Origin of the sequence: Streptomyces sp. P9-A4 (assembly GCF_036634195.1) — a bacterium.
GTDB lineage: Bacteria > Actinomycetota > Actinomycetes > Streptomycetales > Streptomycetaceae > Streptomyces.
This window is the reverse complement of the sequence record NZ_JAZIFY010000001.1, coordinates 3119699-3133787: the sequence shown is the minus strand read 5'-3', so window position 1 is coordinate 3133787 and position 14089 is coordinate 3119699. Positions and strand designations below refer to the sequence as shown.

Genomic DNA, 14089 nt, shown 5'->3' with positions numbered 1-14089 from the left:
TGACCTGCGACACCCCGATCCGCCCCCGGGTTCGCAACCGCGCCCTCGGACAGGAAGAATCAGGGCCAGGGCCGTACCCTCATGGCCCGTACGGGGAGGTGGCAGGCAAGTGGAACAGCTGACGCAGCACGACCCGAGACGTATCGGGCCCTTCGAGGTGCTGGGCCGGCTCGGCGCGGGCGGAATGGGCCTGGTCTATCTCGCGCGCTCGGCCTCGGGCCGGCGCGTGGCGATCAAGACCGTGCGCACGGAGCTCGCTGAGGACCAGCTGTTCCGGGTCCGCTTCACCCGGGAGGTGGAGGCCGCGCGGGCGGTCTCCGGCTTCTACACGGCCGCCGTCGTCGACGCCGACCCGCGCGCCGCCGTGCCCTGGCTGGCGACCGCCTACGTCCCCGCGCCCTCGCTCGAAGAGATAGTGAACGAGTGCGGACCGCTCCCGGCCCAGGCCGTGCGCTGGCTGGCCGCCGGCGTCGCCGAGGCCCTGCAGTCCATCCACGGCGCGGGCCTGGTCCACCGCGACCTCAAGCCCTCCAACGTCCTCGTCGTCGAGGACGGCCCCCGGGTGATCGACTTCGGCATCGCGTCGGGCGTCTCCAACACGCGCCTGACCATGACCAACGTCGCCGTCGGCACCCCGGCCTACATGTCGCCCGAGCAGGCCCGCGACTCCCGCAGCGTCACCGGCGCCAGCGATGTCTTCTCGCTCGGCTCGATGCTGGTCTTCGCCGCCACCGGCCACGCGCCCTTCCACGGCGCGAACCCGGTCGAGACCGTCTTCATGCTGCTCCGCGAGGGCCCCGACCTGGAGGGCCTGCCCGAGGAGCTGCGGCCCCTCATCGAGTCCTGCATGCAGATGGACGTCAGCCGCCGGCCCACCCCGGCCGACCTCCAGGCGCAGCTGGCCCCGCATCTCTTCGGCCCCGGCAGCGACGACAGCGGGACGGCCTCGGCCTGGCTGCCGGCGAGCGCCACGGCCATGATCGAGACCCGTAGGGGTGGCCGCCGCCCGGCCCCCGTCGGCGTACCGGTGTCGCGGCGCACGCCCCCGCCGCCGCCCCTGCCGCCCGGCGACCCCCGCTTCCCCGAGCCCGCGCCCGTCGGCGGCGGCGCTCCGGGCGGCGGCCGGCACGCCGGACCGGCCGAGAGCGCCGGGGGACCCGTACGCCTGGGCGGCGCGACCGTCCCGATCGGCCCCGGCCCCCGGGTCGCCGACACCCGCGCCGCGCTCGCCGTCGGCCGGGGCGCCGACGCGGGCCCGGCCACCGGCTGGATCCGGCCGCCCGGCGGCGGCCCGCACGGCGCGGACCACGGCTCGTACGCCGGGGAGCCCGGCCCCCCGCCCGGCTCCCGCCCGGTCGGAGTCCCCGCACAGGGCGCCGACCACACCGCCTCCCCGGAGCCCGGCCCCTGGCGGCCCTGGCGCTTCCGCATGTCGAACGACGTGTGGGGTACCCCGGTGGTGGAGGGGGACCTGCTGTACGTGACCTCTTTCGAGGTACACGCCCTGGACACCGGCAGCGGCCGGCGTCAGTTCAAGACCCGGGACGTGGCCTGGTCGATGGCCGTCGCCTCGGGCCGTATCCACGCCTCCGACGGACCCACGCTGTACGCCCTCGACGCCACCGACGGCGGCGAGCGGTGGCGGCTGCGCACCGACGCCTGGGTGTACTCGCTCCAGGTCGACCGGGGCACGGTCGTCACCGGTACGCGCGGCGGCGGGGTACAGGGCTGGGAGGCCTCCAACGGCGCCAAGCTGTGGGAGATCACCGGCGCGCAGACCGACTTCGAGACCCCGGAGGCGGGGCCCGCCGTGCACGGCGACACCGTGTACGTGTGGCGGGAGGCCCGGCTCCAGGCGCTCGACGCCCGGACGGGCGTGGAGCGCTGGTCGTACCCGATCGGCGACGCCGCCTCCTGCGCCGGCGTGCCCGTCAGGGTGGCCCCGGCCGAGGACGGCTGCGTGTACGTGTCCGCCGGGACGCGGGTCCTGTCGATCGACATCGCCGCGGGTCACGTCCGCTGGCACTTCGAGGCGCCGGCCGTCTTCGTCTCGCCGCCCGCGTTCGCGCCGGGCCCGGCGGTCACGGGCGGCGGGGTGTACCTCTCGGACCACCTCGGCACGGTGTACGCGCTCGACGCCACCACCGGCCAGGACCGCTGGCGGATCGCGACCGAGCCGCGCCAGTCGACCGAGCCGGTGCTCGTCGCCGACGGCAATGTGCACGTCGGCAGCGGCAGCGCGCTGTACACGCTCGACGCGGTCACCGGCACCCCCCGCTGGCGGTTCGCGGCGGGCGGCGAGCTGGTCGGCTCCCCGGTCGTCGCCGACGGCCGGGTGCACTTCGGCTCGGCCGACCACGTCCTCTACACCCTGGACGCGACGGGCGGTCAGCTCCGCTGGAAGCTCGCGACCGGCGGCGAGATCACTGGTTCGCCGGTGGCCAGGGGCGGGGTCGTGTACGCGTGCAGCAAGGACCGCTGCGTGTACGCGCTGGACGCGGTGAAGGGCACGGCCACGGGGCGGGGTTCGGCGGGGCGCTGAGCCGTACGGGTACCCGGCCGTACGGGTACCTACTGGCGCTGCTCGGGCGGCTGGTCCGGCTGGTCGGGCGCCCGGTCGGCCTGCTCGGGCGGCCGCTGCGGCTCCGGCTGCCCGTAAGGCTCGGGTTGCCCGTAGGGGTCGGGTTGCCCGTAGGGGTCGGGCTGACCGTATGTCTGCGTCGAGGGCGCGTCCGGCGTGCTCTCCGGTGGCGGGCCGTCCGGTGTCGGGTGGGTGGGCCGGGGTGCCCGGTCCACCCGGTGCGACGCGTGGGACCTGCCCGACATGACGAGCGCGCCGAGCAGCAGCAGAACCCCGCCGCCGAGGGCGTTCGCGACCCCGTCGCCGAGGCCCGTACCGTCGCCGCCCACCGTGAGCTGCCCCTCGGCCTGCCCGACCCGCACCATCCACAGGATCGTGAAGCCGAGGACGACGACCCCGGCGAGGGCGACGAGCAGGCGGGAGCGGAGCACCACCCCGAGCACGGTCAGGAGGGCGGCGAAGAGGAAGGGCGCCAGGATCGAGCCGATCACGTCGGCCTTGGCGTCGGTGATGCCGGTGAACAGCTCGTCGATCGCGTAGTCGCGGCCGTGACGGCCGTCGTACCAGGCACGGAAGGGGCTCCAGACGGCGGCCGTCGCTCCGGCGAGAGCCAGTACCGCACCGGCCACGTTGCGGATCATCGATGCGGCCTCCTTGACGCTCCGGCTCTCGTTCCCGACGCTACGCCGGGTGTGGGGGGCCCGCCAGGCGGCGCCGGAGCGGCGCTAGGGTGGCGCGGACACGACAGACGGGACGGGGGAGCGGCGATGGTACGGACACGCCTGAAGCTCGCGGCGACGCTCACGGTGGTGGTGCTGGCGCTGACCGGATTCCACACCGGCAGCCACGGCAGCAGCAGTGGTGGCGGCAGCGGGAAGAGCAAGAGCGGCAAGAGCAAGAGCCGCGGCCACTCGGACGACGACGACTCGGGCGGCGGCTGCTCCAGCGACGAGAAGAGCAACGACGACTACGACGGCTCGGGCGGCTCGGGCGCGACGGTCACCGCGAGCCCGTCCCCCACGTCGGCCCGGGTCGAGGTCGTGGTCGTGGACTGTGTGAAGCCCGCGCAGAAGAAGCGCAAGGGGAAGCCGGCCCGTAAGGCGGACACCACGGCGACCCTGAGGATCACCTCGGACGAGGCGACCGAGGGGACCTACCGGGTCACCCTGGAGTTCAAGGGCGCCACGGGCTCGGCGGTGGACTCGGCCGAGGCGGTCGTCACCGTCGGGAGCTACGCCTCGAAGACCTTCGAGGTCGCGATGAAGACCCCGAAGACCGTCGGCCAGGTGAAGAACTGCTGGGTGTACGACGTGCGCGAGCAGTAGTGCGCGCCCGGTCCGCTACCGCGTCCTGAACCCCGCCCCCCGCCGGACGAACAGCTCCGACTGCCGGTCCGCCGGCAGGTTCCCGAGGGTGACCAGGTGCGGCGCGTGCGCCAGCGCCTGCGCCCTGGCCGCCTCCTGCACCGACCACAGCGCCCGGACCGTCCCCTGGACGGCCTCCGTCGGGTAGGAGGCGATGACGGCGGCGGCCGTACGGGCGGCCTCCAGCGCCCCACCGGGCTCGGTCAGCTCGGAGACGAGCCCCGTCTCGTACGCCCGCCGGGCGGAGATCCGCTCCGCGTTGCCCATCAGCGCCATCCGGGCGATCTCCCCGCGGGGCATCCGCAGCGCCATGTGGACGGTCTCGAAGGCGCTGACCATCCCGTAGGTGGTGTGCGGGTCGAAGAAGGCGGCGTCCTCGGCGGCGACCAGGAACTCGGCCTCCCCGAGCAGATAGAAGGCGCCGCCGCAGGCCATGCCCTCGACCGCGGCGATCACCGGCTTCCACAGGTCGTTCGCCTTGGGGCCGATCGCGAGGAGGGGGTCGTCGATCGTGTACGGGGACGAGGGCTGCGGCACGTTCCCGGCGGCGTCCCGGTCGATCCCCGTGCAGAAGGCCCGCCCGCCGGCCCCGGTGACGACGATCGCGCGGACCTCGTCCTCGTACCGGAACCCCCGCCAGACGGCCGAGAGTTCGCGGGCCATCTCCAGGGTGACGGAGTTGTGCTTCTCCGGCCGGTCGAGGGTGACGACGGCGACCCCGGTCTCCTTGTCGCGCTCGACCCGGATGCTCATCCGCGCTCCAGGATCCAGCGGGGGACGGCGAGGCCGCCGGTCTCGGTGAAGGCGACCTTCACGGCGGCGCCGATCCGGAGCCGGGCCGGGTCGACCGAGTTCAGGGGGGCGTGCGGGGAGGCGACGACATTGCCGACGAGCCGGATGTGCGGGGCGTCGGCGAGTTCGACGAGCACCGCGTTGTACGGGGCCTGGGCCGCGTACTCGGGCAGGAGGGGCGGGTGGGGCAGGACGTACGACCAGATCCGGCCGCGTCCGGACATCAGGCGCCACTCGCTCGCGAAGGAGCGGCAGTGCGGGCAGCAGGGCCGGGGCGGGAAGCGCAGCTCGCCGCAGTCGGCGCAGCTCTGGACGCGTAGTTCGCCCCGTGCGGTGTACTCCCAGAAGGGGGCGCCGTCCTCGTCAATGACCGGTGTGAGCATCTGGATTCAGCTCCTGAGCAGGATGGCCGATGTGGGGACGCCCTCGCCCGCCGTGACCAGGCAGGTGGCGGCGTCGGGGACCTGGGCGGTGGAGGTGCCGCGCAGCTGCTTCACGCCCTCGTTGATGAGGTTGAAGCCGTGGACGTACGCCTCGCTCAGTCCGCCGCCGCCGGTGTTGAGGGGCAGTCGGCCGCCGATCTCCAGGGCGCCGCCCTCGGTGAACGCGGCGCCCTCGCCCCGGCCGCAGAAGCCGTAGCCCTCCAGGGAGAGCGGGACGAGCGGGGTGAAGGCGTCGTAGATCTGGGCGACGTCGACGTCCTGGGGGCCGAAGTCGGCCTGTTTCCACAGGTGTCGGGCGGCGGTCCAGGCGGGGCCGGAGAGCGGGTCGTCGTTCCAGTAGTTGACCATGCCGTGGTGCTGGGAGGGCAGGCCCTGGGCGGCGGAGTGCACATACACGGGCTTCTGGCGGCAGTCGCGGGCCCGCTCGGCGGAGACGATCACGCACGCCAGGGCGCCGTCGGTCTCCAGGCAGTTGTCGAAGAGGCAGAGGGGTTCGCTGATCCAGCGGGAGGTCATGTACATCTCGCGGGTCAGCGGACGTTCGTACATGATCGCGGCGGGGTTCTGGTTGGCGCGGTTGCGGCAGGCGAGGGCGACGTTGAACAGGTGGTCGCGGGTGGCGCCGTACTCGTGCATGTAGCGGCGGGCGAGCATGCCGATCTCGTCGGCGGGGCGGAGCAGCCCGAAGGGGCGGGTCCACTGGCCGGGGGTGGGCAGCTGGACGGCGGTGTTCTTCCAGGGCCGGGGGCCCGAGCCCCGCTTCCTGGACCGCCAGGCGACGCCGACGCTCGCCTGACCGGTGGCGACGGCGGCGGCGAGGTGGCCGACGGTGGCGCAGGAGCCGCCGCCGCCGTAGCCGACCTTGGAGAAGAAGGTGACGTCGCCGGCGCCGATGGCCTTGGCGACCTCGACCTCGTCGGTCTCCTCCATCGTGTAGGAAGCGAAACCGTCGACCTCGGAAGGGTCGATCCCGGCGTCGTCGAGAGCGGCGAGGATCGCCCGGCAGGCGAGCGCCTTCTCGGTCTCGGGAAGCTGTTTCGCGAAGGCGGTCTGTCCGATCCCGACGATGGCCGTGGCGTCCTTGAGCACCGAACCTCCTCATGGGGCAGCACTGCTGACAGCGCGTCAGGTTACAACTAATCTGACGGATAGTCAGCTACCGGAGGTGGGGCATGGACATGGACCCGGCTGGGGACCCGCGCGGCGACCTGGAATGGGGCACGATCCCCGGGCTCGTCCGGGCGGCGGCCGAACGCTACGGGCAGCGGGAGGCCGTCGTCGACGGCCGCGTCCGCGTCAGCTACGCCGAACTCGGCGAACGCGTCGAGCGGGCCGCCGCCGGCTGCATCGCCACCGGCGTACGGCCCGGGGACCGGGTCGCGGTCTGGGCCCCCAACACCCTCGACTGGATCGTCTCCGCCCTCGGCGCGGTCACCGCCGGCGCGGTCCTCGTCCCCCTCAACACCCGCTTCAAGGGCACCGAGGCCGCCCAGATCCTCCAGCGCTCCCGGGCCAGGCTGCTCTTCGTCACCGGCACCTTCCTCGGCACCTCGTACGTGGCCTCCCTGCGCCGCTCGGGCATCGAGCTCCCCGACCTGGAACGCATGGTGGTCCTCGGCGACACCGCCCCCGACGAGGCGGGCTGGACGACACTGAAGGCCTTCCTCGCGGAGGGCGACGCCGTCCCGGGCGACCGCGTCCGCGCCCGCGCCGACGGCATCGACCCCGCGGCCCCCTCCGACATCATCTACACCTCCGGCACCACCGGCCGCCCCAAGGGCGCCGTCATCAGCCACGCCCAGAGCCTGCGCTGCTACGCGATCTGGTCCGAGCTGGCCGGGCTCCGGGAGGGCGACCGCTACCTCGTGGTCAACCCCTTCTTCCACACCTTCGGCTACAAGGCCGGCATCCTCGCCTGCCTGATGCGGGGCGCGGTGATCGTCCCGCAGTCCGTCTTCACCGTCGACACCGTCCTCGCCAACATCGCCGCCGAACGCATCACCGTCCTGCCCGGCCCGCCCACCCTCCACCAGTCCCTCCTGGACCACCCGGCCCGCGCCGCCCACGGGCTCTCCACCCTCCGCCTGGTCGTGACGGGCGCGGCCGTGGTCCCGCTCCGCCTCGTCGAACGCCTCCGCTCCGAGATGGGCGTCGGCACCGTCCTCACGGCGTACGGGCTCTCCGAGGCGAGCGGCATCGTCACCATGTGCCGCCGCGACGACCCGGACGAGACGATCGCCTCGACCTCCGGCCGCCCGATTCCCGGCACCGAACTCCGCCTCTCCGGCACCGGCGAGGTCCTGGTCCGCGGCCACCACGTGATGAGGGGCTACTTCGAGGACGAGGCGGCGACGGCGGCGGCGATCGACGAGGACGGCTGGCTGAGCACGGGAGACATCGGCGTCCTCGACGAGACCGGCAGCCTCCGCATCACCGACCGCCTCAAGGACATGTTCATCGTCGGCGGCTTCAACGCCTACCCGGCGGAGATCGAACAACTCCTCGGCCTCCACCCCGACATCGCGGACATCGCGGTCATCGGCATCCCGGACCCCCGCCTGGGCGAGGTGGGCAAGGCCTTCGCGGTCCGCCGCCCCGGCTCCCGCGTCACGGCGGACGACCTGATCGCCTGGTCCCGCCGGGAGATGGCCAACTACAAGGTCCCGAGAGAGGTCGAGTTCGTCACGGAACTCCCGAGGAACGCGAGCGGGAAGGTGGTGAAGGGGGAGCTGAGGACGGGGGCGTGAGGCAGGGACGGCGCACGCCGAAGGGGCCGGGCGGGTGCCCGGCCCCTTCTGTGTGCGGTGGTCCGATCGCGTTGCGCACGGGCCCTGCCGGGTGGATTCCCCCCTGGATCCCTCCCGGCGTCCCCCGGGCCCGTGTGCTCCCCCGTCGACCGGTCCTCCGCGGTCGGCCCCGGCGGCTCCCCCGAAGTCGCCGCCGTGACCGTTCCCCGTCGGGTGTGGCTTAGTTGGCCGGCTCGGTGGTGATGTGGATGTTGCCTTCCGGAGCCTTGGTGGCGTCGGCGGTGGCGGCGGGCGCCTCGCCCTCGCCCGTGACGTGGATGCCGATCTTCTCGGCTATCGCGGCGCCGTCCTCACCGTCGGTGATGTGGATGTTCTTGGTGGACACATCAGTGGTCTCGCCACCGGTGATGTGGATGTTGGTGGGGCTGACGGTTCGCTCGTCACTCACTGTGTGCAACCTCTCGAAGAATCGGGTGAGTCGGTGCCGAGGGGCCCGTCCGGCTGTTCCCCCGTGGACTGCCGGTCGGGCCCCTTCTGCCGGGCCGCTCACCCTAATGCGTCCGAGTGAGGGCCTTCTGCGCGACCCGTCTGCCCCCCCGACGCGGCGGATCGACTGGTACAGAGCATGTCGGACCGCGATAAACGAACGATGAACGACCAGGCCAGGAGGATCAGGCGACCGCCGCCGGATTGAGCAGCCTCCGTACGGCCTCGGCCTCCGGGGACCCCAGGGCGTCGAAGACCTCCAGCGCGTCGCGCCAGCAGACTTCGGCGCGACCCGTCTGGCCGATGCCGCTGAGGGCCCGGCCGAGCACCGTGAGGACGTTGCCCCGCCGCCACTCGCCTCCGATGCCGCGCAGCACGGTCAGGGCCATCTCCGCGTTCGACGCGGCCTGTGCGTACCGGCCTTCCGTGACCTCGGCCTCGGCGAGCCGGTACAGCGTCATGCCCTCCCAGAGCCGCTGGCGGCTGTCGCGGAAGACGGCCAGGGCCTCCCTGAGACGTTCGGCGGCGGCACCGAACTGACCGCTCTGCGCCAGGGCCATGCCCAGCGCGTAGCGGCCGTTGGCGCCCTTCAGGGCGTGTCCGAGGGCGTCGTACATGTCCGTGCCCTGATGGGCGAGGCGTACCGCGCTGTCCGTGCGGCCGGTGATCAGGTAGATGCGCGACAGGTTGCACAGGGCGCTGGCCTCGCCGGCCAGGTCCTCGCAACTGCGGAAGTACTCGATGGCACGGGTGAAGTGCCCTTCCGCCTCGGTGTGGTTGTTCTGGTAGAACGCCATGACGCCCAGGATGTTGGGCGCCCAGCACAGCGGCAGTGTGTCGCCCACCGAGGTGGCCAGCCGCATGGCGATCCGGGCTTCCTCGTCGGCCTGGGTGAAACGGCCCGAGACGTGGTGCCCGTAGGCGAGGGTGATCGAGGCCCGGCACTCCGCCCGGACGTCGCCGCCCCTGCCCGCCGCCCCCCGCAGCACCGTCGCCACCGCCTCGTACTCCTTCGAGTTCGCGCCCGACTCCGCCAGGTCCAGCGACGCCCACAGCAGGTCCACCGCGCGGCGGAGGGTGCCCGGGGACGAGGCCGACCGGCGGACCGTGGCCAGGAGGCAGTTCGCCTCGGCGTACAGCCAGTCCTGGGCCTCGTGGCGGTCGGTGAAGGCGAGGCCCTCGTACGCCGTGGGTTCCAGGTGGTCGACCAGCCGGTCGCCGGGGCGCTCGATCGCGTACACCCGCGCCGCCGTCGAGAGGTAGAAGTCCAGGAGCCGGGAGAGCGCCGCCTCCTTCTCCGACGGGGGCTGCTCGTCGCGGTCGGCGCACGCGCGCGCGTAGAGGCGGACCAGGTCGTGGTACCGGTACCGGCCCGGCGCCGCCGACTCCAGGAGGGACGTGTCCACCAGGGCTTCCAGGAGGTCTTCCGTGTCCCACTGCGGCAGGTCCAGGACCGCCGCCGCCGCCGCGAGCGAGATGTCCGGGCCGTCGGCCAGGCCGAGCAGCCGGAACGCGCGCGCCTGGGCCGGTTCCAGTTGCCCGTAGCCGAGTTCGAAGGTCGCCTTGACCGCCAGGTCACCCGCCTGGAGCTCGTCGAGCCGCCGGCGCTCGTCCGCCAGCTTCGCCGCGAGCACCGAGACCGTCCAGGTGCGGCGGGCCGCCAGCCGGGACGCCGCGATGCGGATCGCGAGCGGGAGGAAACCGCAGGCCGCGACCACGTCGAGGGCCGCCTCGCGCTCCGACCGCACCCGCTCCTCGCCCACGATCCGGGTGAACAGCTGGAGTGCCTCGTCCGGGGACATCACGTCCAGGTCCACCAGGTGCGCGCCCGCCAGGTCGACCATCCGGATCCGGCTGGTGACGAGCGCCGCGCAGCCCGCCGTGCCGGGCAGCAGTGGCCGGATCTGGGCGGCGTCGCGGGCGTTGTCCAGGAGGACCAGGACCCGGCGGCCGTCGAGCGTCGAGCGGTACAGCGCCGCCCGGTCGTCGAGGGAGTCCGGGATGGCCGAATCCGGGGTGCCGAGCGCCCGGAGGAACGAGCCGAGGACCGTCTCCGGCGCGGCGGCCCGCGAGCCCGCGCCCTGGAGGTCCACGTACAGCTGCCCGTCCGGGAAGTGCGGCCGGGCCTCGTGCGCCACGTGCACCGCGAGCGTCGTCTTGCCGACGCCGCCGATGCCCGCGAGCGCCGAGACCGCCATGACATGGCCCTCGGCGGTGGCCAGCCGGGCGCCGAGTTCCCGTACGCACGAGACCCGGCCCGTGAAGTCCGGCACCGTCGCCGGGAGTTGGGCCGGGCGGGCGACGGGAGCCGCCGCCGGGGCGGCCTCCTCGACCGGCCGGGCCAGTTCGGCGTCGGCCTGGAGGATGCGCTGCTGGAGCCGGGAGAGTTCGGGAGTGGGGTCGACGCCCAGCTCGTCGGCGAGGAGCCGGCGGGTGTCGGCGTACACGGCGAGCGCCTCCGCCTGCCGTCCGCTGCGGTAGAGCGCCAGCATGAGGAGTTCGCGCAGGCGCTCCCGCAGCGGGTGCGCGGCGGTGAGCGCGGTCAGCTCGGACACGGCCTCCGCGTGCGCGCCGATCTCCAGGTCGATGTCCAGACGGGTTTCGAGGAGCGTGAGCCGCCATTCCTCCAGGCGGGTCCGCTGCGTCTCGGCGTACGGCCCCGGTACGGAGGCCAGCACCTCGCCGTCCCACAGGTCGAGCGCCTCCGCGAGCCGCGCGCGGGCGGCCGTCCGGTCCCCGGCGGCGCGCAGCTTCTCGGCCTCCGCGGCCAGTTCCTGGGCGGCGGTCAGGTCGAGCGCGGCGGCGGAGGTCCGCAGGGCGTAGCCGCCGGACTCGCTGACCAGGACCTTCGGGTCGAGGGCCTTGCGGAGCCGGGAGGCGTACGTACGGACCGCCGCGAGCGCCTGCGAGGGGGGTTCCTCGCCCCAGAGCGCGTCGATCAGCTCGTGCGCGGTGGCGGTCCGCCCGCCGCGCAGGAGCAGGGCGGCGAGCAGTGCGCGCTGCTGAGGGGAGCCGGTGGGGACGGGGGCGCCGTCGCGCCAGGCACGGACGGGGCCGAGCACGCCGAAACGCAGCTCGGCGCCGGAGCCGTCGGCCACGCCGGAACCCGCGCCCGTACCCATGTCGGGACCCGTGTCCGCGCCCGTACTCACGTCGGAACCCGACCCCGCGCCCTTCCTCGGAGCCCGCTGCACCGGAACGCGCGGCCCGTCTTCACGCTCCATAGCTCCCCCTGCCCTTACCGCTGGTTTCGCCCAGGACAGTCTGCCTTGTCCGGAGGGAGTCCGTCAGCATCGGGTGGGACCCGGGGCAGGGCCGGTACGAGGCCGTTGCGCGACCGTTGTACGGCACGACAGCTGACGGACCGTCAGATCAACGCTACCGTGAAAGCCATGGAGAGCATGGAGAGCACGGAGAGCACCGAGACGTTCCCGAGGATCATCTCGGTGGACGACCACACCGTGGAGCCCCCGCACGTCTGGCGGGACCGGCTTCCGTCCCGGTACCACGACACCGGTCCCCGGATCGTCCGCGCCCCGCTGAAGGAGATGACCTTCCTCGGCGGGAAGTTCGCCCCGGTCATGGGGGCCAAGGGCGACGAGGGCCCGGTCGGCGACTGGTGGGTCTACGAGGACCTGCACCGGCCCCTCACCCGGCTCGACACCGCCGTCGGCTACGACCGGGACGAGATACGCCTCGAAGTCATCACGTACGAGCAGATGCGGCCGGGTTCGCACTCGGTGCCCGACCGGCTGGCCGACATGGACGTCAACCACGTCCAGTCCGCGCTCTGCTTCCCCACCTTCCCCCGCTTCTGCGGGCAGACCTTCACCGAGGCGAGCGATCGAGAGCTGGGGCTGCTCTGCGTCCGCGCGTACAACGACTGGATGGTGGAGGAGTGGTGCGGGCCCGAGGCCCACGGGCGGCTGATCCCGCTCACGCTCATCCCGCTCTGGGACCCGGAGCTGGCCGCCGCCGAGGTGCGCCGCAACGCCGCGCGCGGGGTGCGGGCCGTGGCGTTCTCGGAGATCCCGCCGCACCTCGGGCTCCCCTCGGTCCACACCGACCACTGGGACCCCTTCTTCCGGGCCTGCGACGAGACCGGCACGGTCATCGCCATGCACATCGGCTCGTCCAGCCGGATGCCGTCCACCTCGGCCGACGCCCCGCCGGCCGTCGGCTCCACGATCACCTTCGCCAACTGCTGTTTCTCGATGGTCGACTGGCTGATGAGCGGCAAGTTCGAGCGCTTCCCCAACCTGAAGATCATGTACGCGGAGGGGCAGATCGGCTGGATCCCGTACATCCTGGAGCGCGCGGACGTCGTCTGGGAGGAGAACCGGGGCTGGGGCGGGGTCGCGGACAAGGTGCTGCGCCCGCCGTCGGAGCTGTTCGCCGGGCATGTCTTCGGCTGCTTCTTCGACGACGCGTTCGGGCTGCGGAACCTCGACGCGATCGGGGCGGGGAACGTCCTGTACGAGACGGACTACCCGCACTCGGACTCGACCTGGCCCAAGTCGCGGGAGGTCGGTGAGGCGCAGATGGGCCACCTGGCCCCGGACGTCGTCGACCGCATCGTCCGAGGCAACGCGATCGACCTCCTGGGTCTCACGAAGGACGGCCTCTGGGCCCCCTGACCCGACGGGCGCCCGGCCGGGTCGCCCCCACCCCTTGCCTGATGGACCGTCAGATACGAGCATGGGCCCCGCCCATTGAAGTGACGGTCCGTCAGGCGGCGGTGTCGAGGAGGTCCCATGGTGGTCTACGGGATGCAGTTGCCCGTTCAGTCGCAGTCCGTGCTCTACGCCGAGCCCTGGGAGGCGGACGCCGGGCCCGGTGATCTGCTGGCCGTCGCGCGGGCCGCCGAGGAGTACGGCTTCGACTACCTCGCGAGCTGCGACCACGTCGCCATCCCGCGCCGGCTCGCCGAGGCCATGAGCACCGTCTGGTACGACCCGGTCGCCACGCTCTCCTTCCTCGCCGCCGCCACCCGGCGGGTCCGGCTCCTCTCGCACGTCGCCGTCGTCGGGCTGCGCCACCCGCTCGTCACCGCCAAGGCGTACGCGACGCTCGACCACCTCTCCGGCGGCCGGCTGGTCCTCGGGGTCGGCGCCGGGCACGTCCAGGAGGAGTTCGAGGCGCTCGGCGTGGACTTCGCGCGCCGGGGCGCCGTGCTCGACGAGACCGTCGACGCGCTGCGGGCCGCGCTCGGTCCCGAGGAGTACCCGGAGCACCTGGGGGAGCGGTTCGCCTTCAAGGACCTGGGCCAGCGGCCCCGGCCCGCGCAGGTGCGGGTCCCGCTCTGGGTGGGAGGCTCCTCCCCGGCCGCCGTGCGCCGCGCCGCGCTCAAGGGCGACGGCTGGCTTCCGCAGGGCGACCCGCGCGAGCAGCTCGCCGAGCGGATCCAGAAGCTGCTGAGGCTCCGCGCCGAGGCCGGGATCGCCGAGCCGATCACCGTCGGCGCCATCGCCGAGCCGCTCTACGTCGGCACGCCCGCCTGGCGGGTCGGCCGGCGCACCCTGACCGGCGCGCCGGAGGAGATCGCCGCCTCCCTGCGCGCGTACGGGGAGATGGGCGTGCACCAGATCCAGGTCCGGTTCCGCTCCCGGAGCCGTACCGAACTCATCGACCAGATGGCGGCCTTCGGCACGGAGGTCGCCCCTCACCTGTAGGGAG

At 73.3% G+C, this 14089-nt stretch carries 11 protein-coding genes; 5 read left to right on the top strand and 6 right to left on the bottom strand.

Annotated elements, in window-relative coordinates:
* Positions 1–109 precede the first annotated feature (109 nt).
* On the top strand, positions 110–2542 hold the full coding sequence (locus V4Y03_RS13960) for an outer membrane protein assembly factor BamB family protein (RefSeq protein WP_332435138.1): 2433 nt from the start codon (positions 110–112) through the stop codon (positions 2540–2542).
* 29 nt (positions 2543–2571) lie between these two features.
* Here V4Y03_RS13960 and V4Y03_RS13955 read toward each other — a convergent pair whose 3' ends face one another.
* Positions 2572–3222, bottom strand: a complete 651-nt coding sequence (locus V4Y03_RS13955; RefSeq protein WP_332435137.1) for a hypothetical protein — start codon at positions 3220–3222, stop codon at positions 2572–2574.
* A gap of 126 nt (positions 3223–3348) precedes the next feature.
* Here V4Y03_RS13955 and V4Y03_RS13950 point away from each other — a divergent pair, with 126 nt between their 5' ends.
* On the top strand, positions 3349–3906 hold the full coding sequence (locus tag V4Y03_RS13950; RefSeq protein WP_332435136.1) for a hypothetical protein: 558 nt from the start codon (positions 3349–3351) through the stop codon (positions 3904–3906).
* 15 nt (positions 3907–3921) lie between these two features.
* Here the strand turns inward: V4Y03_RS13950 and V4Y03_RS13945 are convergent, their stop codons facing one another.
* From V4Y03_RS13945 to V4Y03_RS13935, 3 genes are read right to left on the bottom strand one after another with little or no spacing between them, the layout of a single operon-like run.
* The gene (locus V4Y03_RS13945; RefSeq protein WP_332435135.1) at positions 3922–4698 is read right to left on the bottom strand and encodes an enoyl-CoA hydratase/isomerase family protein; all 777 of its coding nucleotides are present in this window, start codon (positions 4696–4698) and stop codon (positions 3922–3924) included.
* Positions 4695–5120, bottom strand: a complete 426-nt coding sequence (locus V4Y03_RS13940) for a Zn-ribbon domain-containing OB-fold protein (protein ID WP_317874529.1) — start codon at positions 5118–5120, stop codon at positions 4695–4697. Before V4Y03_RS13940 ends, V4Y03_RS13945 begins: the two co-directional genes overlap by 4 nt.
* 6 nt (positions 5121–5126) lie before the next feature.
* Entirely contained in the window at positions 5127–6269 is a 1143-nt protein-coding gene (locus tag V4Y03_RS13935) for a lipid-transfer protein (RefSeq protein ID WP_332435134.1), read from the bottom strand.
* 89 nt (positions 6270–6358) lie between these two features.
* On the opposite strand from V4Y03_RS13935, the gene V4Y03_RS13930 reads away from it, so the two are divergent.
* Positions 6359–7927, top strand: a complete 1569-nt coding sequence (locus V4Y03_RS13930; RefSeq protein WP_332435133.1) for a FadD3 family acyl-CoA ligase — start codon at positions 6359–6361, stop codon at positions 7925–7927.
* Positions 7928–8147: 220 nt separating this feature from the next.
* Here the strand turns inward: V4Y03_RS13930 and V4Y03_RS13925 are convergent, their stop codons facing one another.
* Together V4Y03_RS13925 and V4Y03_RS13920 are read right to left on the bottom strand one after the other, a co-directional pair.
* Complete coding sequence (locus V4Y03_RS13925) at positions 8148–8375, bottom strand: hypothetical protein (protein WP_317874532.1); 228 nt, start codon at positions 8373–8375, stop codon at positions 8148–8150.
* Positions 8376–8598: 223 nt separating this feature from the next.
* The gene (locus tag V4Y03_RS13920) at positions 8599–11535 is read right to left on the bottom strand and encodes an AfsR/SARP family transcriptional regulator (RefSeq protein WP_332437174.1); all 2937 of its coding nucleotides are present in this window, start codon (positions 11533–11535) and stop codon (positions 8599–8601) included.
* Between the two features lie 270 nt (positions 11536–11805).
* Between V4Y03_RS13920 and V4Y03_RS13915 the strand changes: the two genes are divergently transcribed.
* Together V4Y03_RS13915 and V4Y03_RS13910 are read left to right on the top strand one after the other, a co-directional pair.
* Positions 11806–13050, top strand: a complete 1245-nt coding sequence (locus V4Y03_RS13915) for an amidohydrolase family protein (protein WP_317874533.1) — start codon at positions 11806–11808, stop codon at positions 13048–13050.
* 117 nt (positions 13051–13167) lie between these two features.
* Positions 13168–14085: an LLM class F420-dependent oxidoreductase gene (locus V4Y03_RS13910; protein WP_332435132.1), complete on the top strand. Its 918-nt coding sequence runs from the start codon at positions 13168–13170 to the stop codon at positions 14083–14085.
* The last annotated feature ends 4 nt before the right edge of the window (positions 14086–14089 follow it).

Excerpts from the sequence above, each read along its gene's own strand:
- V4Y03_RS13955 (WP_332435137.1), bottom strand. The coding sequence starts at position 3,222 with ATGATCCGCAACGTGGCCGGTGCGGTACTGGCTCTCGCCGGAGCGACG.
- V4Y03_RS13920 (WP_332437174.1), bottom strand. The coding sequence starts at position 11,535 with ATGGGTACGGGCGCGGGTTCCGGCGTGGCCGACGGCTCCGGCGCCGAG.
- V4Y03_RS13930 (WP_332435133.1), top strand. The coding sequence starts at position 6,359 with ATGGACCCGGCTGGGGACCCGCGCGGCGACCTGGAATGGGGCACGATC.
- V4Y03_RS13945 (WP_332435135.1), bottom strand. The coding sequence starts at position 4,698 with ATGAGCATCCGGGTCGAGCGCGACAAGGAGACCGGGGTCGCCGTCGTC.
- V4Y03_RS13950 (WP_332435136.1), top strand. The coding sequence starts at position 3,349 with ATGGTACGGACACGCCTGAAGCTCGCGGCGACGCTCACGGTGGTGGTG.
- V4Y03_RS13940 (WP_317874529.1), bottom strand. The coding sequence starts at position 5,120 with ATGCTCACACCGGTCATTGACGAGGACGGCGCCCCCTTCTGGGAGTAC.
- V4Y03_RS13915 (WP_317874533.1), top strand. The coding sequence starts at position 11,806 with ATGGAGAGCATGGAGAGCACGGAGAGCACCGAGACGTTCCCGAGGATC.
- V4Y03_RS13910 (WP_332435132.1), top strand. The coding sequence starts at position 13,168 with ATGGTGGTCTACGGGATGCAGTTGCCCGTTCAGTCGCAGTCCGTGCTC.